General features: G+C 63.8%; 21 protein-coding genes. 9 read left to right on the top strand and 12 right to left on the bottom strand.

All coding sequences use genetic code 11. The features are described from left to right. Window position 1: 1 nt before the first annotated feature. The 5 genes from IPM49_01725 to IPM49_01745 all read right to left on the bottom strand — a co-directional run bounded on the left by IPM49_01725 (window position 2) and on the right by IPM49_01745 (window position 6,318). Window positions 2–331: a hypothetical protein gene (locus tag IPM49_01725; protein ID MBK9273243.1), complete on the bottom strand. Its 330-nt coding sequence runs from the start codon at window positions 329–331 to the stop codon at window positions 2–4. Then, complete coding sequence (locus IPM49_01730; protein ID MBK9273244.1) at window positions 328–2,172, bottom strand: T9SS type A sorting domain-containing protein; 1,845 nt, start codon at window positions 2,170–2,172, stop codon at window positions 328–330. The genes IPM49_01725 and IPM49_01730 overlap by 4 nt, the downstream gene beginning before the upstream one ends. A 115-nt stretch (window positions 2,173–2,287) precedes the next feature. Next, the gene (locus IPM49_01735; GenBank protein ID MBK9273245.1) at window positions 2,288–2,794 is read right to left on the bottom strand and encodes a DUF1905 domain-containing protein; all 507 of its coding nucleotides are present in this window, start codon (window positions 2,792–2,794) and stop codon (window positions 2,288–2,290) included. 43 nt (window positions 2,795–2,837) lie between these two features. Further along, the gene (locus tag IPM49_01740) at window positions 2,838–3,164 is read right to left on the bottom strand and encodes a translation initiation factor (protein ID MBK9273246.1); all 327 of its coding nucleotides are present in this window, start codon (window positions 3,162–3,164) and stop codon (window positions 2,838–2,840) included. A 136-nt stretch (window positions 3,165–3,300) separates the two neighbouring features. Continuing rightward, entirely contained in the window at window positions 3,301–6,318 is a 3,018-nt protein-coding gene (locus tag IPM49_01745; GenBank protein MBK9273247.1) for a hypothetical protein, read from the bottom strand. Window positions 6,319–6,368: 50 nt separating this feature from the next. Here IPM49_01745 and IPM49_01750 point away from each other — a divergent pair, with 50 nt between their 5' ends. Next, window positions 6,369–7,547 (top strand): cation:proton antiporter, encoded by a 1,179-nt coding sequence (locus tag IPM49_01750; protein ID MBK9273248.1) that lies wholly within the window; start codon window positions 6,369–6,371, stop codon window positions 7,545–7,547. Between the two features lie 6 nt (window positions 7,548–7,553). Here the strand turns inward: IPM49_01750 and IPM49_01755 are convergent, their stop codons facing one another. Together IPM49_01755 and IPM49_01760 are read right to left on the bottom strand one after the other, a co-directional pair. After that, a complete protein-coding gene (locus IPM49_01755) occupies window positions 7,554–8,555 on the bottom strand; it encodes a hypothetical protein (GenBank protein ID MBK9273249.1) in 1,002 nt (333 codons plus the stop codon). 65 nt (window positions 8,556–8,620) lie between these two features. Then, on the bottom strand, window positions 8,621–9,370 hold the full coding sequence (locus tag IPM49_01760; GenBank protein MBK9273250.1) for an SDR family oxidoreductase: 750 nt from the start codon (window positions 9,368–9,370) through the stop codon (window positions 8,621–8,623). Window positions 9,371–9,478: 108 nt separating this feature from the next. Between IPM49_01760 and IPM49_01765 the strand changes: the two genes are divergently transcribed. From IPM49_01765 to IPM49_01775, 3 genes are all read left to right on the top strand, one after another. Then, complete coding sequence (locus IPM49_01765; protein ID MBK9273251.1) at window positions 9,479–10,684, top strand: DegT/DnrJ/EryC1/StrS family aminotransferase; 1,206 nt, start codon at window positions 9,479–9,481, stop codon at window positions 10,682–10,684. A gap of 49 nt (window positions 10,685–10,733) precedes the next feature. Then, the gene (locus IPM49_01770; GenBank protein MBK9273252.1) at window positions 10,734–11,219 is read left to right on the top strand and encodes a hypothetical protein; all 486 of its coding nucleotides are present in this window, start codon (window positions 10,734–10,736) and stop codon (window positions 11,217–11,219) included. A 393-nt stretch (window positions 11,220–11,612) separates the two neighbouring features. After that, entirely contained in the window at window positions 11,613–12,623 is a 1,011-nt protein-coding gene (locus IPM49_01775; protein ID MBK9273253.1) for an IS110 family transposase, read from the top strand. Between the two features lie 65 nt (window positions 12,624–12,688). Here the strand turns inward: IPM49_01775 and IPM49_01780 are convergent, their stop codons facing one another. Both IPM49_01780 and IPM49_01785 read right to left on the bottom strand, forming a co-directional pair. Continuing rightward, window positions 12,689–13,057 (bottom strand): DoxX family protein, encoded by a 369-nt coding sequence (locus tag IPM49_01780; protein ID MBK9273254.1) that lies wholly within the window; start codon window positions 13,055–13,057, stop codon window positions 12,689–12,691. A gap of 179 nt (window positions 13,058–13,236) precedes the next feature. Continuing rightward, window positions 13,237–14,175 (bottom strand): T9SS type A sorting domain-containing protein, encoded by a 939-nt coding sequence (locus IPM49_01785; protein ID MBK9273255.1) that lies wholly within the window; start codon window positions 14,173–14,175, stop codon window positions 13,237–13,239. Window positions 14,176–14,335: 160 nt separating this feature from the next. On the opposite strand from IPM49_01785, the gene IPM49_01790 reads away from it, so the two are divergent. Continuing rightward, window positions 14,336–15,418, top strand: coding sequence for an iron-containing alcohol dehydrogenase (locus IPM49_01790; GenBank protein ID MBK9273256.1), 1,083 nt, complete (start codon window positions 14,336–14,338; stop codon window positions 15,416–15,418). An 89-nt stretch (window positions 15,419–15,507) separates the two neighbouring features. Here the strand turns inward: IPM49_01790 and IPM49_01795 are convergent, their stop codons facing one another. Both IPM49_01795 and IPM49_01800 read right to left on the bottom strand, forming a co-directional pair. Continuing rightward, a complete protein-coding gene (locus IPM49_01795; protein ID MBK9273257.1) occupies window positions 15,508–15,843 on the bottom strand; it encodes a DHCW motif cupin fold protein in 336 nt (111 codons plus the stop codon). Window positions 15,844–15,863: 20 nt separating this feature from the next. Beyond that, window positions 15,864–16,241 carry a VOC family protein gene (locus tag IPM49_01800; protein ID MBK9273258.1) on the bottom strand — a complete coding sequence of 126 codons (378 nt, stop codon included), beginning with the start codon at window positions 16,239–16,241 and terminating at the stop codon, window positions 15,864–15,866. A 10-nt stretch (window positions 16,242–16,251) separates the two neighbouring features. Here IPM49_01800 and IPM49_01805 point away from each other — a divergent pair, with 10 nt between their 5' ends. The 4 genes from IPM49_01805 (at window position 16,252) to IPM49_01820 (ending at window position 19,335) form a co-directional block, all read left to right on the top strand. Then, window positions 16,252–17,025 carry a prolipoprotein diacylglyceryl transferase gene (locus tag IPM49_01805; protein ID MBK9273259.1) on the top strand — a complete coding sequence of 258 codons (774 nt, stop codon included), beginning with the start codon at window positions 16,252–16,254 and terminating at the stop codon, window positions 17,023–17,025. Next, window positions 17,012–17,404, top strand: coding sequence for a GxxExxY protein (locus IPM49_01810; protein ID MBK9273260.1), 393 nt, complete (start codon window positions 17,012–17,014; stop codon window positions 17,402–17,404). The genes IPM49_01805 and IPM49_01810 overlap by 14 nt, the downstream gene beginning before the upstream one ends. 213 nt (window positions 17,405–17,617) lie before the next feature. After that, window positions 17,618–19,024: a radical SAM protein gene (locus tag IPM49_01815; GenBank protein ID MBK9273261.1), complete on the top strand. Its 1,407-nt coding sequence runs from the start codon at window positions 17,618–17,620 to the stop codon at window positions 19,022–19,024. A 5-nt stretch (window positions 19,025–19,029) separates the two neighbouring features. Continuing rightward, the gene (locus tag IPM49_01820; protein MBK9273262.1) at window positions 19,030–19,335 is read left to right on the top strand and encodes a hypothetical protein; all 306 of its coding nucleotides are present in this window, start codon (window positions 19,030–19,032) and stop codon (window positions 19,333–19,335) included. Here IPM49_01820 and IPM49_01825 read toward each other — a convergent pair. Continuing rightward, a complete protein-coding gene (locus IPM49_01825) occupies window positions 19,332–20,459 on the bottom strand; it encodes a hypothetical protein (protein MBK9273263.1) in 1,128 nt (375 codons plus the stop codon). The two genes, IPM49_01820 and IPM49_01825, sit on opposite strands and share 4 nt — an antisense overlap. Between the last annotated feature and the right edge of the window lie 50 nt (window positions 20,460–20,509).

Genomic DNA, 20,509 nt, shown 5'->3' on the forward strand with positions numbered 1-20,509 from the left:
CTCAACGCAGCGCGATGCTGTCCAGCACGGCGGGCGTACCCTTGCTGCAGTCGCCGGAGTGGATGCGCGACAGGGTGTAGGTGAAGCTCAGCTTCAGCCCTTCCTGGCGGTAGCGTTCGTCCAAGCCGACCGGCATCAGGTGACCGATCTCTCCGGGCGGATCCAGGGCGATGAGCACGGGGCAGCCATCCGCCGCATGGGCGAGGGTGACCGTGCCGAGCGTGTGGCCCGGAGGTGGTGATGCGGCACCGCCGGACGGTGCGCTCTTCCCACCCGCACATCCGCACAACACGGCGGAGGCGGCCAGCAGATTCTTGAACAGGCGGATCACGGCAGCACGAAGCGTTGGACCTTCTGGCCCGCGGTGTTGCCCACGCGCACGAAGTACACCCCGGAGGCGAGCCCCTCGGTGGGGAAGCGGCCCTGCCAGCTGCCGGCCGGGGCGCTCACCTGGAGGGAGCTGACGGTCCGTCCATCCATGCCGATCACATCGGCCACCAGACCATCATCCGGAGCACCCATGTACTGCACCCGAAGGTCGGTCCCGTCCAGCCAGGCGTTCAGGCTGGCCTGGGGAAGGGCGGCGTCGCCATCGAGCCCCACGGTGGCCACCAGGTCGAAGGAGGCGATGCGGGTGCGGGGCTGACCGGAAGCGCTGAGGTATTCGCCGGTGAACCAGAAGGTGGTGCCGTTGGGGTCCAGGGCGGTGTGCGAGTAATCGCCGTACCGGTTGAAGCCGGTCTGTGAGCCGCCGCCATCGATGATGGTCTGCTCGGGCACGGTCATCAGCCCAAGGGGATCGCTGGCATAGCGGCCCGTGTACCGCAGGCCGGGGTACACGGTCGTGCTGGGGTTGGTGTGGCAGTAGCCCATGCCGATGTTCCCCTGGTTGTCCATGGCGATGCTCGCCATCCACCGGTTGCCGTTGTCCGGCGACCAGGTGCCCTGCTGGTGGATGCTGAAGTTGCCGTCGTTCGCGTCGCGCAGCTCGTACCACCGGATGCCGGCGCGGTTGCCGCCGTTCACGTCCACCACGTGGCAGAGCAGCACGCTGCTGTGGCCCACGAAGCGCACGTGCTGGGCACGGAAGTACAGGATCTGCGCCACCGCATCCAGCTTGTCGCTGGTGCCGGGCTGGCTGATGTTGCTGAAGCCGAAGCCGAAGTTGGTGTCGAACGGGTCCGTGTTCAGGGTCTGGCTCTGCACCACCTGGGTGTTCGACGGAGTGGCCCAGTCGGTGGTCATCTCATAGATCTTGATCCGGTCGTCCGGCACACCGCCCCAGGCATCATCCTCCAGGTTGAAGAAGTAGCAAGGCGTGCCGTTCGGCGGCAGGTCGCCATCCGCATCGGCCGGCAGCACCGAGCGGAAGCCCGCGTTGGCGGCACTGGGCGCCGACAGCTGGATGCGCTGCGCGGGCAGGCCCTGGAGCATCTTCTCGCGCTCGAACACCACTGCGGTATGCGTGCTGTTCGAGGTCATGTAGTACCCATCCCACCAGATGGAGAACTTGGGGTAGTCGGGGAATTGCGAGAAGGACCAGGAGTAGGTGTAGTAGTCGCCCGTGGGGTCGTTGGTCTGGCTCACGGCGATGAGGATCTCGTTGCCGCTCACCTGGAACTGGCTGATGAACCAGCGGTCGGCATGCCGGTCGTAGAGCACGATCGGGTCGCCATCGTTGGTGCTTCCGGGCCAGATGCTGGCCAGGCTGAAGGTGCTCCCGGCGCTGGCACCGGTCTTGGTGTAGGGGCGGCAGGACGTGTTGACGCACTGCAGGTAGTGGTCAGGTCCGGCGGACCCCGTCGGGTCCGGCGGGATGCCCGATCCGTTCTGTCCGGCGAAGGAGACGAGCGGCTGGCGGGAAAGACGGCTGGCGGCGCTCCGCTGCAGGGCGGGGTCCTCGCCTTTGGGCAGGGCGTCCAGGTTCTCCACCGCACGCTGCACCTGGATGTTGCGCGTCAGCTTGCGTTCCGCCACAGGCAGGTCGAGGTCCTCCAGCGCAGGCAGGTCGCGCAGCGGACCCACGGAGCGGGCCGCCACGGGCGGGCTGATGGCGATCTGTTGGCCGTGGGCGTTCACCCAGGTCCGGTCACCGGGAAGGGTGGCGGGGAACTGGGCGGCCAGCGGATACACGGTCAGGGCAAGGCCGGCGAGGGTCAGGAGGCGAAGCATGGGTGGTTCAACAAGGGTGCCCAAGGTAAGCCAGGACACCATCCGTCCCTCCGCGACCGGACCGACCTTGCCGCAGGGCCGATGGAGCAGGCCTCCCCGCCGACGAGGCCGACCATCAGCGGCGGCCCTTGCCCACCTGGAAGTCGCCGGCCTCGAACCGCCGGAGCAGCTCCGCCACCCGCTTGGCCTGCGTGGCCTCGGTCTTCGCGCTGCCCACCCAGTAGCACATGCTTCGCCGCATGCCGGGGGTGAGCGCATCCCACGCGGCCTTCATCTCGGGCAGGAAGTCCAGGGTCTCGGCCAGCGCCTCGGGCAGCTCAAGCACCTCGGGCGAAGGGTGCCTCCAGATCTCCACCTCCACAGGTTGTCCCACACGCTTGATCTTGGCCGCCCTGCGGATGTCGCCCCCGAGGATGATGATGTGCACACCGCTCTTCTGGGGCATCAGGGCGCGGTCCACCGCCACGCCGTTCACCGTGCCCAGCACCCGCACGCGCCCCTTGGTGCCGAAGACCGCCTGCACATCGAACGGCACCTCCACGTACATGAAGGCCATCTGTGCGTTCATCTTCTCCAGCGGCGCGGTAAAGCGGTAGGTCTTGGTTGCGGGTTTCTTGGCCATCATCTCAGGTCGACCCGGTGGGTCGACGCTACTGGTGCGTTGATCAACCTCCTGCCTTTTTGACCTTGTACCCTTTCTCGGTGAGATAGGCCAAGACCTTGTCGCGGTGGTCGCCCTGCAGCAGGATCACGCCGTCCTTGGTGTTGCCGCCTACACCGCACTTGCTCTTCAGGGCGCGGCCCAGGTCCTCCAGATCGGCTTCCTTCCCCACGAAGCCCACGATGCGGGTCACCACCTTGTTGCCTTTCAGCCGGTCCAGGTGGATGCGGAGGTCCTGGTCCTTGGCCGGGGCGGTGGGCTTGCCGGAGCCTTTCGGGCCGCTGGAATACACCAGGCCACCGAGATCGGAAAGGGTGGGGCGTTTCTTCACAAGGTGCAAATTTCGGTGAATGGCTGAAAGTGAATGGGAGTTGGTTGGTGGTGAATGGCGAATGGTCAATGGTGAATGGGGAATGCCGCCGGGCTAGCGTTCCATTCACCAACTCCCATTCACCATTCACCGCATTCTACTTCCACCACGTAATGAGCGGCCGCGTCATCTCCAGCCCGAACCGCCGCGCGTCCTCCAGCTTGAAAGGCCCGTGCATCTTCAGGTAGATGTCGAAGACGATCGGTCCTTCCTGGTCGGCCTTGAAGTTGGTGTGCCAGTAGTTGTTGAGGGCGTAGAGGTAGATGGTGCTGCTGCTCTTCGCCTCGGTCTTCCAAGCCTTGTAGTACTCAGGGTTCGTGCCTTTGCCGGGGTTCACCTTGCGCTCGTCCACCATCTCGCCCACCTCCCAGATCGCGCCTTGCGGGCACACGATGGTGACGCCCATGCTGTCGTTGCTCACATCGATCCAGCGCTGGGCGCAGAAGAAATCGTTGTTGCTGCCGGGGATGCGGCCGCTCTCGGGTGTGACACAGGTATCGCCAATGCCGATGCGGACGGTGGCGTTGGGGATGTTGAAGGGAAGGGCGAGGTGGAGGGATTCCTTTTCGCGGACTTTTGACTTGCTAATGATATACCTCAGTTGCACAAGGTCTTTCTCAACCCAGGCCCTGGTCTCAATCCATCTGGACCATGAACTGCTGTCCTGACCGACGATATGCATCATGTACGGCCCAGTGGAAATTGTGTCCTTGAGGACAACCTGATTCTCTGACTCAACGACTACATCAGTTCCGTTGCGATAATGCAGTGAGTGTTTTGGCACCCATTCAGGAATCACCATTGTCCTTTTATTCTTTCTGTACTGATGCCTTGCTTCACGCCAATTGGTTGTTCCGGATAACCGCCATGCCTTCGTCGATTCCGGTGGTATAGTCATTGGTGCGTACGATAGCCCACCTTGGACTTCGCGCTGAACCATTTGACTGCTTCCGTTTTCATCGTGAACCGCCTTTACCAGGAAGCGTTTGCCTGTTTCAATTTCTATGGAGTCGCATAGCACGACAAGTGACGAAAGCTCCCATGGAAGCGTATTCAGTGCGCTTAGATCAGCTGAACAGTCATGCCAAGGGATCATACGCCTCTCGATCGCATCCACATACCACCCCGCACTATCCGCAAAGTCCTGCTTCACCCGCCACTGGTCCGTGGTGAAGTGCGCGTCCGGATCGCTGATGCTGCACCACGCGCCCCAGGTGTGCTCGTGCCACATCACGATGCTGCGTTTGGCGCGGTAGAGCAGGTGCGGGTCGATGGGCTTGTTAAGGATCTTCGCCGCTTCGATCAGGTTGGTGAGCCGCGCACTGAGCACGCGCACATCGCCTTCCTCCTTCGCCGTGCTGTACGCGCCATCCTCCCAATAGGGCGTGAAGTCACCGCTCCAAGTGGGGATCTGCTTGCCGTACAGGTTCTCGAACTCTTGCATCATCGTGCCCGCGTTCGCGATGATCAAGCGCGGTGAGGCGTACTTCTCGTTCCAGTCGCGCACGAAGTCGCTGAGGGTGCTGTCCACCGGACCGTTGTCGCTCACGATGTTGTAGCGCCACTGCACCATGCGGTAGCGATAACGTTTCGCATCGAGCTCGTTCATGTAGGCGGCGATCTTCCGGGTGCCGCGTTCCTTGATCGCCCCGGCCGTATAGCCGTGCCAGCCGCCGTAGCCCTGTCCGGCCGTCCACACGAGGATGCTGTCGCGACCGGTCGTGCTCTTCCACCAGTAGGGCTTGTCGCCCTGCTCGCGCAGGGTGCTGCCGATGCGGTCGCCGCCATCGGGCATGTCGGGGATGTAGTTGGGCCCCTGGCTCAGGTGGCGGATGCCATGCGCGGCGTAGGCGTCCACCATGCTCCAGCTCATGCCGGGGATGTCGGTCTGCATGGCCATGGTGATCGGGAAGTCGTACCACTTCCGCAGCGAATCGGCGTACTCCATAATCCAGTGCATCTCCTCGGGCGTGCAGAGGCCGGTGAGGATATTCGCGTAGTTCGCGCTGAGGGCGATGCTGCCGTTCTTCACTGCCGCGATGAAGCGCTGCTTGTCCGCCTCGCTGGCGATGCCCAGGAAATTCTCCACGGCCCAGAGGCTCTCCACGTTCCACACGAAGCGGCTGCCATCGGGATAGTCCTTGGTGCGTTCGATCAGCTCTAGTGCCTTCCAGATGTTGTTGTTCTGGATCCGCTCCACTTCGGCCTGCAGGTGGCTGTAGCCGATGTCGGTGTGGCTGTGGTGGACCAAGTACACGTCTCGGTGAACGAGTTTCGGGATCACCACAAGGGAGTCAAGCAGATCGACCTTGTCGATCCTCGCTTTCACCTTGACCGGTGTGAACGCTCCGACGATCGGTGTTTCGATGACCTGAAGGCCATTCGCGATCTTGAATTTCTGCGATCCCTGCTGACCATCGATCCAAACTTCCATGGTCGTTGGCTTTCCGAAGTGCATGACAGTGAACTGCAAGGGTTGCAACTCGCTGTGACTTCGCCGGTACACGAACGGCAAAGCTTCCACCTCCACCTTCTCCTCGAAGCTGTACCGGAAGGTCATGAACCAATCCGGGCTGTTCTGGGCATGGCCCACCACCTTCAGCCGCAGCGGCTGGCCGGGTGTGATGAACTTCCGTGGCACCCGCAGGTGCGTAAAGCCGTGCGCATCGCCGTGGCGGTCCTTCTTGCTGAACTCGAAGACCAGCTTGGTGCCGTCCGTGCCATCCGCCTCCCACGAGCCCGGCGTGGTGCTGTGGTGCGTGGTGAAGGTGAGCGCCTTCGCATCGTTGATGTAAAGGTCGAACGAACGATCTCCGCCGCTGGTGCTGCTGTTGTGCGCCGCGATCCAGCTGAAGTAATAGTAGGGGATGTGCTCGTCCTGTGGGTAGTGCGGCACAACGGCGGTCTCCCAGGCGATGGCCTTCTTCCCATCGGTGCACCTCGTCAGCAACGCGGTGGTGGCATGCTCCGGGTACACGCTGAAGTAGGAGAGGACCTCGCCCTCCACGTCCTTGGCGTAGCCATTGATCACCTGTTGCTTCCCGAAGACGGGCAGGTCGACCTGGGCGTGGAGCAGGCCCGGCAGGAGCAGGGCGGCGGGCAGGGCGGTCCGCATCTTCGCCGAAGGTAGTGTGGCCGTTGACGGCTGTTCGCGTTCTTTGCGCCATGGCCACCGAGCACGTCCTGATCCTGTTGGGGGGGCTGGTGGTCTTCTCCTACATCTTCGACCTCTTCGCCAAACGGGCCCGGGTGCCCTCGGTGCTGCTGTTGCTGGCGCTGGGGGTGGCGCTGCGCGAGATCTCGGTGGGCATGGGCTTCCCCGTGCTGGCCACCGAGGGCCTGCTGCCGACCCTCGGCACGGTGGGCCTGATCCTGATCGTGTTCGACGGCGCCCTGGAGCTGGAGTACAGCCCCGAGCGGCGCGGGGTGATCCTCCGGGCCCTGCTGGCATCGGTCGCGGGTTTGCTGCTGGTGGGGGCGGCCTACACCGTGCTGCTCCACGGGCTCAGCGGCGCGCCGTGGCGGGCCTGCCTGGCCAACGCGGTACCCTTCAGCGTCATCAGCAGCGCGGTCGCCATCCCCTCCGCCGCCGGCCTGCCCAAGGCCCGCAAGGAGTTCATCATCTACGAGTCCTCGATCAGCGACATCCTCGGGGTGGTGGCCTTCAACCTGTTCGCCACTTCCGGTGCGCTGGACCTGGAGCATTTCGGCGGCACCCTGTTCGACCTGCTCATCGTGGTGGTCATCAGCCTGCTGTCGTGCGCGGGCCTGCTCTGGCTGCTGTCGCGCTCCACCCACAACGTCCGCGTCTTCCTCATCCTGGCCTTGCTGATGATGGTGTACGGGCTGGGCAAGTCGTTCCACCTGTCCTCCCTGATCATCATTCTGGTCTTCGGCCTCTTCATGGCCAACCTCACCCAGATCCCCCTGGCGTGGCTGCACCGCATGGCCGACTATCCCCGGGCGGCGGCGGACCGGGAACTGCTGCATGCCCTCACCCGGGAGAGCACCTTCATCGTGCGCACCTTCTTCTTCGTGCTCTTCGGCTATTCCATCAGCCTGGCGACGGTGCTGCGCGGCGAAGTGTGGATCATCGTGGGGGCCTTGCTCGGGCTGCTGTACGCCTCGCGCGCCGTGGTGCTCGCCGTCAGCATGGGGCGGGTGGACCCGGCCACCCTGGTGCTGGCACCCCGCGGGTTGATCACCGTGCTGCTCTTCCTGTCCCTTCCGGCGGACCTGCGGATCACCCAGGTGGACCTGCCGCTCGTGGTGGCCATGGTGCTGGGCACCGCCGTGGTGATGGCGCTGGTGCTGCCCCTGGTCCGCATGGAACGGAAGCCCTGATCCCGCTCAGCGTCCGAAGCGGTAGGCCAGCCCCAGGTTGAGCACCATGCTGCGCGTCAGACCGTCCGTCCGAACGGTGCGGGTCACCAGCGGCGATCCGTAGCTCAGCTCCAGCGCCCACCGGTCGCTCATCCGCCAGCGGGCATCCACCGTCACGTTCAGGGTCAGGCCCTCGGAGCCGGCCACGGCCTCGGTCCCGGGGAAGCCGATGATGTTCCCCGACGAGGCCAGCCGCCGGTCCTGACCCAGGTGGACGATCGCGAGCAGGCCGGGCTGCACGGTCACGCGGCCGATGGGCACGGCATATTGAAGCCGGGCCACCGCATCGTTCGCCCGCTCCAGGAAGGGGCTCTCGAAGTAGCCCAGGGCCCGCATGTCGTCCATCCAGCGCTCGTGGGTGAAGCCGTTCTCGTTGGTGTTCTTCAGCACGTGCTGGTAGGCCAGGGCCAGGCTCCAGCGGTCGTGCCGGTAGCTGAGGCCGGCGAGCAGGTCGATGGTGCCCAGGCTGGTCTGGTAGGGCATGGGCAGGGGCTTGCCGTCGGCCGTGGTGGCGTCGGCCTTGTTGCTCGGGGCCTTCACACCGAGCAGCACGTCCAGTCGGCGGGCACCGGCCCAGCGCGGACGGCCACCGTCCAGCCGGTGCGGGTCGCGGCGCCACACCGCATAGCTCAGCGTGGCCACCGGGTCGCCCACGCCGTTCACCTGTCCTAGTTCACCGCTGGCCTGTTGGTATGGGAGCCGGAGCTGCAGGCCGAGCCGCCGCGTGAGGCCCAGGCTCACCTCGGCCACTTCCTGGATCACCGTGGTTCCCTGCTCGCCCACCGCGTAGCTGAAGGTGAACCGCAGCAGGTGCCGGGGCTCCGCGGTCACGGACGCGCTGTCGCGCAGCAGCAACGGGGCCTCGCCGATCGGGCCGGCCGTGCAGACGCCCGCATCGCTGCAGCCTTGGGCCTGAGCGTGATGCAGGGTGACCAGCAGGACGGGGGCGAGGAGAAGCGCGCGTTTCATGGGGTGAAGCTAACGCCACGCCCATCCCGCTTCGTATGCGTTGAACGCCCACCGCCCGCCTTCGCTCACCGCGTCAGGTACCCGCCGTCCACGGCGTGGTAGCTGCCGGTGACGAAGCTGGCCTTGTCGCTCGCGAGCCAGAGCACCAGTTCGGCCACCTCCTCCGATCGGCCAAGCCGGCCGATGGGGTGCAGCGTGGCGATACCGGCCATCTGCTCCTGGGTGAGGTTCTTGTCCAGCAGCGGCGTCTTGATGAAGCCCGGGCCCACACTGTTCACGCGGATACCCTGGGCGGCATACTCCATGGCGGCGTTCTTGGTGAGGCCCACCACACCGTGCTTGGCGGCCACATAGGCGCTGCTGTAGGCAAAGCCCACCTGCCCCAGGATGGAAGCGATGTTGACGATGCTGCCGCCGCCGCGCTTCAGCATGGCCGGGATCTGGTAGCGCATGCCGTAGAACACGCCGTTCAGGTTCACCCCGATCACCTTCTCCCACCCGTCCAGCGGATACTCCCCCGTGGGTGCGGCGGGTCCGCCGATGCCCGCGTTGTTCACCGCCACATCCAGGCGACCGAAGGCCTTCACGGCAGCGGCCACGGCGGCTTCGCACTGCGCAGCCACCGCCACATCGTTGCGCACGGTGATCGCTTCCGCACTGGCGGCCTTCACCCCTGTGGCCACCCGCTCCAGTCCAGCGCTGTCCACATCCGTCAACACCAGCTTCGCCCCGTGCTTCGCGAAGAGCAGCGCGCACGCTTCACCGATGCCGGATCCCGCGCCCGTGATCAGGGCCACCTTGCCGTTCAGGTCCATGGACGCTTTCGTTTCCGGCGAACCTAGTCCCCGCGCGCGGCGCCGACCCTGAGGATCGTCAACCGGCCAACGGCCGCCCGCTACTTTTGCGCCACAACCCATTCCACCATGCCCGGCACGGAGCTTTTCGGAGAAGAGGAGAAGAAGGAAGTGATGGACGTCCTGAACACCGGCGTTCTGTTCCGCTTCAACCACGACGCCCAGCGCGAGGGCCATTGGAAGGCGAAGGACTTCGAGGCCGAGGTGGCGAAGTTCTGCGGGGCCAAGTACGGCCTGGCCGTGAGCAGTGGCAGCACCGCAGTGAGCACCATGCTCGCGGCCTGTGGCGTGGGCTACGGCGACGAGGTCATCGTGCCACCCTTCACCTACATCGCCACCATCGAAGCGGTGATGCTCGCCGGGGCCCTGCCCGTCTTCGCCGAGATCGACGACACGCTCTGCATGAGCGCCGAAGGCATCCGCGCCGTCATCGGTCCGAAGACCAAGGCCGTGCTGCTCGTGCACATGTGCGGCGCCGCGGCCGACCTGGACGGCATCATGGCCGTGTGCAAGGAGCACAACGTGCAGCTCATCGAGGATAGCGCGCAGGCCCTGGGCGCCAGCTACAAGGGGAAGATGCTCGGCACCTTCGGGCGCATGGGCAGCTTCAGCTACGACTTCTTCAAGATCAACACCTGCGGCGAAGGCGGCGTGGTGATCACCGACGACCACCAGCTGTGGGACACCGCCCAGCAGTTCACCGACCACGGCCACGACCACATCGGCAACAACCGGGGCATGGAGCAGCACCCCATCATGGGCACCAACTTCCGCATCGGCGAGATCAACGCCGCCATCGGCCTGGCCCAAACGCGGAAGCTGCCCTACATCCTCGCCCAGCAGCGCACCCACAAGGCCATCATCAAGGAGCGCCTGTCGAAGATCCCCGGCCTGCAGTTCCGCCGCCACACCGATGAGGCCGGCGACAGCGCCACCTTCTTCCACCTGCTGCTGCCCAGCGAGCAGGTCGCCCGCGCCACTGTGAAGCTGTTCGCCGAGGCCGGCATCCCCCACGGCTACTGGTACGACAACATGTTCCACTACATCAAGCAGTGGGACCACGTGAAGAACCTCAGCATGCCCTACAAGCTGGTGGCCCACGAGCTCGGCCTCCCGCAGGACCTCAAGACCCTGACCTTCCCCAAGAGCGATGCCGTCATGAGCCGCCTCATCAGCTTCAACATCCGCGTCACCTGGAAGGCGGAGGAGCTGGATGCGATGGTGGGGAAGATGGAAGCGGCGATCGTGAAGGCGATGGAGTCCGCCTACGCTTAGGCTTCGGCGGATGATAGGGGTGGTGGTTTAGGTCACCTACTTTGCGCCTATGCGCATTGAGCGGATACCGGATGACAACCCTGTCGTGCCGGATGTCATTTGCTCAGAGAAGTCCGTTGGTGAACCTGAAGTGCATGCATCAGCGCTATTTCGAGTGCATCATTCGAGCGAGAGCTTCACATTGAGGGTTGAATGGGCCAGCGACCATTCCGCCAGAGATGTTGAGGAGTCCGACTTTCTATTGATCCCGGAGACGGGAACGATCTTCTTCAGAACGTTGTATCAATGGGGGGTGCTCGACGTTCGGCGAGCGGCGCTCGTTCGACATGAGAAGGCGATGTACAGGCCATTCATCAGCAGGCATGGGAGCTTTGTCGTGATCGAAGATGAACTGCAAGCGGAGTCTACGGACCTTTGGGGAAGGCACGTTCATTCAGTACCGATCGATCCACCTTGGGATGCCGTTGAGCATGATGATCGCATCGAGTATGATTGTCCGGTGTATGGCAGGCAGGTTCTCAGGCTGACCAGGTGATCTGTTCTCCTTGGAAAGGCGGATAGGACGTTCCGGCGCGGCCCAATGCGCCGCGCCGTCGGGCCATTCGCTCGTAGTCCTCGCCGCCCTCGCCCGGCCTTGAGCCGGGGTTCGTGCGGCTGTGGGCTACCCGCTGCTGCTCTACACTTGGACGCTTGGAAGATGAAGCATCTTCGAAGTGAACAATTCCTCCGAAGGAGGCTGAGCAGGATCACAGGTGAACCAGTCCGCTGCGAAGGTGTGATGACCTATAGCGATTATCGGTACCTGCGGTCCCTCAGGTCTGAGGCTTGGATAGAATGTGAGGCTCACGGCCTACTAGAGTTGTCAAGTTCAGGACCCGATGCTCAGCGCTCCCCCAGGGGATCGTGTGTCACCCAAAAGTAAACGAACATGAAACACTGGATCGGGATCGACGTGAGCAAGGCGACACTGGATGTGGCCCTGCTGGATGAACGCGGGACGCTGACCGCTGAGACCAAGGTGGAGAACACCACCAGAAGCGTGAAGACACTACTGCGTCGATGGACCAAGGAGTTCGCACCGGTCAAAGGAGAATACCTGGTGTGCCTGGAGCCCACGGGCTACTACGGCCATGCGCTGCTGGAAGTGTTGGTGGAATTGGAGATCCCCACCTGGCTTGCTCATCCCAACGACATCAAGCAGAGCATCGGAATGACCCGGGGAAAGAGCGACCGAGTGGATGCGCTCAGGATCGCCGACTACGCCCGGCGCTTCCAAGACAAGTCGCGGTTGTTCACGGCCGACCAGCTGAAGATGAACAAGCTCAAGCAGCTCCTGAGCAAGCGCCAGAACTACGTGATGCGCAAGACCATGCACCAGCGGCAGATCAAGGACATGAACAAGCTCATGGACAAGGACCTGCGCGGGCCGTTCACCCGGTTCGATAAGGCACAGATCAAAGCGCTGGACAAGGCGATCAAGGAACTGGAAGGCATGATCGAGGACACCATCAACGCGGAGCCCGAGTTGAGCAAGCGCTTCGAACTGCTGAAGTCCGTGGAAGGCGTTGGGCTCATTCTGGGCTCACATCTGCGGGCCCTCACCGACGGCTTCACGCGATTCACCTCACCGCGACAGCTAGCTTGCCATGCCGGATGCGCACCCTTCGAGAACAGGTCAGGCACCAGCATCAGAGGGCGCACCCGCGTATCGCACAATGCCAACCATACGCTCAAGGCCCTGCTGCATGTCTCGGTGGTCGGGCTCATCCGGTTCCCTGGTGAGTTCCGCGCCTACTACGACCGCAAAGTGGCCGAGGGCAAACACAAGATGCTTGTCTTCAACGCCATGCGCAACAAACTCATCCACCGCGTCTGTGCCGTGATCCGAAAGGGAGTGCCTTACGAGATACGAACACCCCTTGCACACGTCATAGAATAATCCCTAACGCGGAATGCCGGCTGCATCATCTGTGTCCATCCGTGTCCATCTGTGGTTCGCTGCATTCACCCCGTGTACACCCACATCCCACCCGCGCACAGCAGGAAGTAGGGCACCAGGCTCGCGGCCCCCGCGTAGTCCTTTGCCACGCGCTGGCCGAAGAAGAGCAGGGTGATCGCCAACGCCCCCAAGGTGCACCCCCAGGCCCCCAGGGTCGGGTCGCCGTGGAGGCCGACCTGCAACAGGCCGATCGCGGCGCACGCCCCGGCCGACAGTTCAATGGCCGTGATCACCGGCAGCAGCAGCGGCACCGTGCCCTTCAGCGGCGACTTCGCGAAGTGGCCGGTCAGCCAGGCCAGGTTCCCTTTCCAGTCCAGGGCCTTGTCCAGCCCCGATTGCAGGAAGAGGATGGCCACCATGGCGGTGAAGGCCATGCGCAGCAGGTCGATGCCGGTGTAGCCGAACAGGATGCCCGATTCCATGGCGTGAAGGTGCGGGTTCCGATGACAAAACGAGGCATTCCCACGGCTCGTTCGATCTGAGCCGGAAATGGGGCGGTGGATGAACATCCGGGGTGGGCGATCTCCCAACACGGTACTTGTTCAGATCCTGATCATGGCAAGATGAACCGTCCGTGGCCCGTGCCATGGTCACCCGACCAGCTCAGGATGTATGCGCCTTTTGGGAGTTGGCTCACATCCAGCCCGCCATCCGACATGGACCGGCCATGGGAGACGGTCTTCCCATGGACGTCCCGGATCATCCAGGTGGCATTCGGCTCCATTGACCTCACCCCGACCCGAGCGCCGTTGGCATCCAGCCAGATCATGGCTTCTGAAGTGGGGCTGTCCTCACTGATGGACAGGGGTGAGGTGTCCGCGCTTATGTCGAGGTTGTCAAAAGCGGCATACCCTGATGCTTGAAGGTCGATCAGCACGGTGACCGTCCCATTGGAGGAGGCGCTAACGTCCAGAGCGGCACCGACGGTGGTCCAATTGAAGGAGAATGGATCCGAAGAAGGGGGGCCACCGGTCAGCGTGGCATCATCCAACACCATACCGGGCGAATTGATGTTGAACGCACCCGAGGGCGTGTCGAACACGGTCACCTGGAAGATGGGAGCGGCCGTTCCGAACGGGGCACCACAACCGGAGACTTCGATGCCCGAAATGTCCATTGTCAGGTTCACATAGGGAAGACCGTCGCTGTCCAGTGTCAAGGCCGCTTTGTCATTCTGTTGGGCCGTCTGAAGCCCAATGCAGTAATCACCGCCGATGCCGGCCTGGTCGGTATACACATTACCGGGACCATTGATCAACAAGGTCTCAACAGTAAAGGTCTGTGCCCAATTGCCACCGCCTCCTGTCCCACCACCTGTGCCGGCCCAAAGATCGTTCACTGCCTGCTGGCTGATGTCCGTACCGCACGCGGCGGTGGTCACGGCCATGTTCGGGCTCGTGAAAGCGTTCGAATACAACGTGATGGTCTGGGCGACCAGCGGGGTCGTCAAAGCGAACGGGGTACCAATGGTGAAAAGGTAGATGTGACGCATGGTGGTCTCATTTTTCACAAAGTAAGACTAGGAATGGCCATTGTTCCCCGAGCCTGTGCTCCCGAAGAATATGGATGGACATGCATCGCGTACTTCTTCGGACCAACTGGCGGAGCGGCTTGGACCGGTCACATCGTCCCAACCGCTTTCCTTTGTGGCCATGCACCTCTTCCGGAATTTCAAGTCCGTCACCAAGACCTGCTACGGCCGCGGCAGCTTCGGCAAGCTGGGCGAGATCCTTGAGCCGCACCGCAACACGGGCAAGGGCTTCATGGTCTTCCTGGTGGACCACTACTTCCAGGACAAGACCGACTTCCTCGCCCGCATCCCGAAGCAGGAGGGCGACGAGCTCATCTTCTGCAGCACGAAGAAGGAGCCGAGCACCGAGCAGATCGATGGGCTGCGCGACGACATCCTTGGGCGCCGCGGCCTTCCTGCCGGTGTGGTGGGCGTCGGTGGCGGCAACGTGATGGACGTGGCCAAGGCGCTCTCGCTCATGTTCACCAACGCGGGCAGCAGCGTGCAGTACCAGGGCCTCAACCTGATCAAGAAGCCCGGCATCTACCATTGCGGCGTGCCCACCATCAGTGGCACCGGGGCGGAGGTGAGCATGACCGCCGTGCTCACCGGCCCCGTGAAGAAGCTCGGCCTCAAGTGCGACTGGACCGTCTTCGACCAGATCGTGCTAGACCCGGACCTCATCGCCTCCGTGCCCACCGACCAGTGGTTCTACACGGGCATGGACACCTACATCCACAGCGTGGAAGCCATCACCGGCACCAAGAAGAACACCTTCGCCGAGGCCTACAGCGAGAAGGCGCTCGACCTATGCCGCGAGGTGTACCTGAAGCGCGACCGCAGCGACCCCAAGAGCGACGAGCTGCTGATGGTGGCCAGCTACATGGGTGGCCTCAGCCTCACCTACAGCGAGGTGGGCGTGTGCCACGCGCTGAGCTACGGCCTGGGCAAGGTGCTGGAGATGCACCACTGCTTCGCGAACTGCGTGGCCTTCAACCAGCTGGAGGACGTGTATGGCGAATACGTGCAGGAGTTCAAGCACATGGTGAAGGAGCGCGGCGTGAACCTGGCCGCCAACCTCAGCAAGGACTGGGACGAGAAGACCCTCGACGCCATGGCCGAAGTGGCCTACAACCTGCCGCACATGTGGGACCACGCCTTCGGCCCGGACTGGCAGCAGGTGCTGGACCGCGAGCGGATCAAGGGGTGGTACAGGCGGATGTGAGTCCGATCAGAGGATCAGCGAATGAGATGATCAGTGAATGGACCTCTGCGGCGATCATCATCTGATCTTCTGATCAACTCATTATCCGATCAACCCAAGAACGCCCCATCCACCACAAGCATCTTCACCGGGCCGTTGGTGCGCGACCGGTGCGAACTGAGCCCGTCGCTGACGTGATAGGACATGCCGGCCTGTAGCACGTTCACCGTCCCGTCTTCGTGCTCGTTGATCAGTTCGCCTTCCAGCACGAAGACCAGGTGTCCGAGCTGGCACCAATGGTCGGTGAGGTAGCCTGCTGAATACTCCACCATCCGAATACGCAACCCTTGGTGCTGCACGGTGCGCATGGTGGCCGTGCCGGTGGTGCCGTTCACCGTGGTGGTCGGCAGCTGTGACCAGTCAATGGTTTCGAAGGGGATCTGCATTCAGTGATCAGTTGTCGTTCCTAAAATGGCGCCGCCAGCGCGATCACATGGCCGTCCGGGTCGGCGAAGTAGGCCACCCGGTCGCCCCAGTCTCGGTCGGTGGCGGGGGAGACCGCGGTAAGACCGGCCTGCACCGCTCGCGCGATCGCCGCATCCAGGTCATCCACGCGCAGGTAGAGCTCGCAACGCGGCACACCATGCCCGGCATCGGGGTGGGGCAGGGCGGGCGTAATGATGCGGGCGATGCCGCTGGCAGGCATCAGGCCCAGCGTGCAGCCGCCCAGGTCGAACTCGGTCATGCCCGGCACGTCGAGCACCGGTTCACGGTCCAGCAACAACCGGTACAGGTCGCGGCTGCGCTGCTGGTCCTGCACGTAGAGGATGAACTCGGCCTGCATCGCTTCAAAGATGGCGTTCCTCCCCATCTTCGGCGCGGCGATGCATCACCTGCTGCACCTGGTCTTCGAGCTGGCCGCCTTCGCGGTGGGCTACGCCTACTTCCAGCGGCTGCGCGCAGGGCAGGGCGATCCCATCCCCGAGCCGAAGCGCGTATGGATCATCATCGGTGCGGCGGCCGGGGCCCTGCTGGGCTCGCGGGTGCTGGGCGCGCTGGAGGATCCAGCCAAGCTCGCCGCCGATGGCTTGGCCCTCTTCATCGCATTCAATAACCGCACGATCGTGGGCGGACTGCTCGGCGGGCTGGTGGGGGTGGAGCTCACCAAGAAGCTGATCGGTGTCCGTACCAGCAGCGGCGACCTCTTCACCTACCCGCTGATCCTGGGCATGATGATCGGTCGCGTGGGCTGCCTGCTCGGTGGGCTGGAGGACAACACCTACGGCACGCCCACGGACCTGCCCTGGGGCATCGACCTTGGCGATGGCGTGCGCCGGCATCCCACCAACCTCTACGAGATCCTGTGGCTGGGTGCGCTTTGGATGCTGTTGCGCGGGGTTGAACGCCGGTGGACCCTCGCGAACGGTGCGCGTTTCAAGCTCTTCATGGTGGGCTACCTGCTCTTCCGCCTGGCCGTAGAGGCCATCAAGCCGCAGCCCATCATTGCCCTCGGCCTTTCAACCATCCAGTGGGCCTGCGCGGCCGGACTCCTGTATTACTTCAAGGTGTGGCTGACGCCACGGTCCTTGGTTATTCAACCACAGATGAACACGGATGGACACAGATAGGAAAGGACAGGACGGTTATCCGCTCGCGAGCGAGACAGAGGAGGTCATTGGCTGTGCCATGGAGGTGCTGAACGTGCTGGGGCATGGCCTGCTCGAGAAGCCCTATGAGAACGCCTTGGTGGTGGAGTTCAGGCTGCGCGGCATCCCTTTCGAGCAACAGCCCGCCTTCGATGTGCTCTACAAGAACGAACAGGTCGGTTTGTATGTGCCGGACCTGATCGTGCGGGAGGCTGTGGTCGTGGATGCCAAGACCATCGACCGCATCACCGATCACGAGCTCGGCCAGATGCTCAACTACCTGCGCATCACCGGCCATCGCGTCGGACTGATCCTGAACTTCAAGCGCGCCAAGCTCGAATGGAAACGCGTCATTCTCTGACCATGCGCGCTCATCTGTGTGCATCTGTGTCCATCAGTGGTTCCCCTTCCGCGAAGGCGAAGCCGAGCGCCGCCCGCATGGAGTTCGGATGCAATGCTGATCTACGCATTCATCTGTGTCCATCCGTGTCCATCAGTGGTTGTGCCCCACGCTGGCCAGCCCGTCGCATTCATCTGTGTTCATCCGTGTCCATCTGTGGTTATTCCCCCTCCCATGCCTGAACGCCCCTACACCTACTACGACTTCACGCTGAGCCTGTGCCCGACGTGCCTGAAGCGCATCGACGCCAAGGTGATCTTCGAGGACGATCGCGTGTACATGCTGAAGCGCTGTCCCGAGCACGGGGCGCAGAAGGTGCTCATCGCCACCGATGTGGACTACTACAAGCGCTGCCGGCACTACCTGAAGCCCGGCGAGATGGTGCGCACCTTCAACACGAAGACCCATTACGGCTGTCCGTACGATTGCGGCATCTGCCCGGACCACGAGCAGCACGGCTGCCTCACGCTGATCGAGGTCACCGACCGCTGCAACCTGGAGTGCCCCATCTGCTACGCCAGCAGCGGGCCCATGCACGGCAGGCACCGCACGCTGGAGGAGGTGGAGCGCATGCTCGATGCCGCCGTACGCAACGAGGGTGAACCCGATGTGGTGCAGCTCAGCGGCGGCGAACCCACGGTGCATCCGCAGTTCTTCGAGATCCTCGATGCGGCCAAGCGCCGGCCCATCCGCCACCTGATGGTGAACACCAACGGCATCCGCATCGCCAAGGACAAGGCCTTCGCGGAGCGCCTCGCCACCTACATGCCGGACTTCGAGCTGTACCTGCAGTTCGACTCGTTCAAGCCCGAGGTGCTGAAGCGGCTGCGCGGGGAGGACCTCACCGCTGTGCGCATGAAGGCCCTGGAGCACCTGAACGAGCTCAACCTCAGCACCACGCTGGTGGTGACGGTGGAGAAGGGTGTGAACGACGACGAAGTGGGCGCCATCATCGACTTCGCCCTGAAGCAGCGCTGCGTGCGGGGCGTCACCTTCCAGCCGGTGCAGGCCGCAGGCAGGACCGAGCACTACGACCCCGCCACCGACCGCATCACGCTCACCGAGGTGCGGCAGGCCATCCTGGACCAGGCACCGCTGTTCACGCCGGAGGACATCGTGCCCGTGCCCTGCAACCCCGACGCGCTCGCCATGGGCTACGCGCTGAAGCTAGGCAGCGAGGTGTTCCCGCTCACGCGCATGATCGACCCGGACGACCTGCTGAACAACAGCCGCAACACCATCGTGTACGAGCAGGATGCCCGCCTGAAGGAGCACATGGTGAAGCTCTTCAGCACCGGCACACCCAGCGACAAGGCGCACGAGACGCTCCACCGGATCATGTGCTGCCTGCCCGACATCGACGCGCCGGAGCTGCGGTACGAGAACCTTTTCCGCATCATCATCATGCGCTTCATCGACGCCTACGACTTCGACGTGCGGGCCATCAAGCGCAGTTGCGTCCACATCATCGACCCGCGCACGATGAACGCGATCCCCTTCGAGACGATGAACCTGTTCTACCGGGAGGAGGCGCAACGGATGCGGTTGGCGGAACTGCAGCAAGCAGCATCTACCTTGTGATCACCATGAACACCAAGCTCCTCCGCACGAACCTGCTGGTGCTGCTCGGTTATGCCGTGCTGATCCAGTTGCTTTCCCTGTTGGAGAACAACGGCGGCAGCATGGTGGTGCTGATGGGCATGATGGTGGCGGTGGTCATTCACGTGTGCGTGCTGGTGTTGGGTGCCGTGGTGGTCCTGTTCGGTCAGCGCAAGCAGGAGGCGGCGTCGTGGGTGCTGTGCGCGCTGGCCATCGGCGTCATCGGCTTCGGCACGTGCTGGGGTGGTGCCTCGCTGGCCGAACTGTACTCCGGCCCGGCGAACTTCCACTAGTGCACTTCAGGGTCGAACCCCTTGAGCAGTGCTGCGGTGCGTTCGGCCGCCCGGGCGATCAACAGGCTGCGCACGGAACCGCCACGGCCCAGGTCCTGCTTGGCCATATGCACCAGCTCTGACCGATGAATGCGGCCGGTGCTGGCGTCCATCAGGTTCACCTGCATCTCCAGGTGTCGGCCGATGCCTTCCTCATAACGCAACAGCTTGGTCATCAGGACGTACTTGGCGCCCAGCAGCTGCCCGGCGCGGGCCGCGGTGCGCTCATCGTAGATGCCGTCCAGGCTTCGCTGTTGCTCCTCCAGAAGCGCATCCGTCTGTTCACGAGCCACCAGCACCAGGAAGGGGTCCCGCAGGGCCAGCAGCTCCTCCTTGATGGCCGTGGCCAATGCGGCAGGCACGCCGTTCACGCGGGCCGCATAGGTGGCGCGGGCGGCCACGCCCTGTTCCTCCACGGGCACAAGGGCCAGGGTGTAGCTGGCGTTCGTGCGGGCGGCATCGCGCAGCAGCCGGGCATCCTTGTAGGAAGGGTCCTCGGTGAGAACCGCGTCCAGCCCGCTGTACGCTTCGCGCCAGCGGCCTTCCTCGAAGGCCCGCCGGGCCAGGCGATACCGGGGCTCCAATTCCGCCATCCGCAGCAGGTGGGGTGCATCGGCGTGACCGGGGTCCAGGGCGAGGACCTCGTTCAGCAGCTCGCGGCACGGTGGAAAACGGTCCTCCTCAAAGGCCTGTACGGCACGCGCATAGAGCGTCGCCACATGCGTCCGGCGCGCCTGAAGGCGTCGCTGTTCCACCAAGGGGTCGCGCCGCAGGACCAACCCCTCCACGGAGGCGCGCGTGGCGAATTCGTGCAGCACCTGCCACTGCTGCTCGCCCAGGTCATGGTCGCCGGCGAGGAAGGCGCTGGACGCCGCGGCCTCCAACTGGATCAGCACCTGCTGACCGGTCCGCTGAGTGCCGGCGTGCGCCCTGGCATGACCAGGCCGTTCCAGCTTGGCGGTGCGGTAGGCGGCGTATGCGGCACTGACATCACCCGCCTGCTCGGCGCGCTCCCCGTGCTTCACGAGGCGGCCGGCGCCCGAACAGGCGGCCAGGGAGAGCAGCAGAGGGAGCAGGGATCGCATGCGGCGAAGATGGCACAGCGATCCGCGTGCCGGAACGCGGTTCACCGGGA

It is taken from the genome of Flavobacteriales bacterium (assembly GCA_016715895.1).
Lineage (GTDB): Bacteria > Bacteroidota > Bacteroidia > Flavobacteriales_F > PHOS-HE28 > PHOS-HE28.

Coding starts and splice junctions, on each gene's coding strand:
- IPM49_01730 (MBK9273244.1), bottom strand. CDS start 2,172: ATGCTTCGCCTCCTGACCCTCGCCGGCCTTGCCCTGACCGTGTATCCG.
- IPM49_01735 (MBK9273245.1), bottom strand. CDS start 2,794: ATGGCCAAGAAACCCGCAACCAAGACCTACCGCTTTACCGCGCCGCTG.
- IPM49_01745 (MBK9273247.1), bottom strand. CDS start 6,318: ATGCGGACCGCCCTGCCCGCCGCCCTGCTCCTGCCGGGCCTGCTCCAC.
- IPM49_01750 (MBK9273248.1), top strand. CDS start 6,369: ATGGCCACCGAGCACGTCCTGATCCTGTTGGGGGGGCTGGTGGTCTTC.
- IPM49_01755 (MBK9273249.1), bottom strand. CDS start 8,555: ATGAAACGCGCGCTTCTCCTCGCCCCCGTCCTGCTGGTCACCCTGCAT.
- IPM49_01760 (MBK9273250.1), bottom strand. CDS start 9,370: ATGGACCTGAACGGCAAGGTGGCCCTGATCACGGGCGCGGGATCCGGC.
- IPM49_01765 (MBK9273251.1), top strand. CDS start 9,479: ATGCCCGGCACGGAGCTTTTCGGAGAAGAGGAGAAGAAGGAAGTGATG.
- IPM49_01770 (MBK9273252.1), top strand. CDS start 10,734: ATGCGCATTGAGCGGATACCGGATGACAACCCTGTCGTGCCGGATGTC.
- IPM49_01775 (MBK9273253.1), top strand. CDS start 11,613: ATGAAACACTGGATCGGGATCGACGTGAGCAAGGCGACACTGGATGTG.
- IPM49_01780 (MBK9273254.1), bottom strand. CDS start 13,057: ATGGCCTTCACCGCCATGGTGGCCATCCTCTTCCTGCAATCGGGGCTG.
- IPM49_01785 (MBK9273255.1), bottom strand. CDS start 14,175: ATGCGTCACATCTACCTTTTCACCATTGGTACCCCGTTCGCTTTGACG.
- IPM49_01790 (MBK9273256.1), top strand. CDS start 14,336: ATGCACCTCTTCCGGAATTTCAAGTCCGTCACCAAGACCTGCTACGGC.
- IPM49_01795 (MBK9273257.1), bottom strand. CDS start 15,843: ATGCAGATCCCCTTCGAAACCATTGACTGGTCACAGCTGCCGACCACC.
- IPM49_01800 (MBK9273258.1), bottom strand. CDS start 16,241: ATGCAGGCCGAGTTCATCCTCTACGTGCAGGACCAGCAGCGCAGCCGC.
- IPM49_01805 (MBK9273259.1), top strand. CDS start 16,252: ATGGCGTTCCTCCCCATCTTCGGCGCGGCGATGCATCACCTGCTGCAC.
- IPM49_01810 (MBK9273260.1), top strand. CDS start 17,012: ATGGACACAGATAGGAAAGGACAGGACGGTTATCCGCTCGCGAGCGAG.
- IPM49_01815 (MBK9273261.1), top strand. CDS start 17,618: ATGCCTGAACGCCCCTACACCTACTACGACTTCACGCTGAGCCTGTGC.
- IPM49_01820 (MBK9273262.1), top strand. CDS start 19,030: ATGAACACCAAGCTCCTCCGCACGAACCTGCTGGTGCTGCTCGGTTAT.
- IPM49_01825 (MBK9273263.1), bottom strand. CDS start 20,459: ATGCGATCCCTGCTCCCTCTGCTGCTCTCCCTGGCCGCCTGTTCGGGC.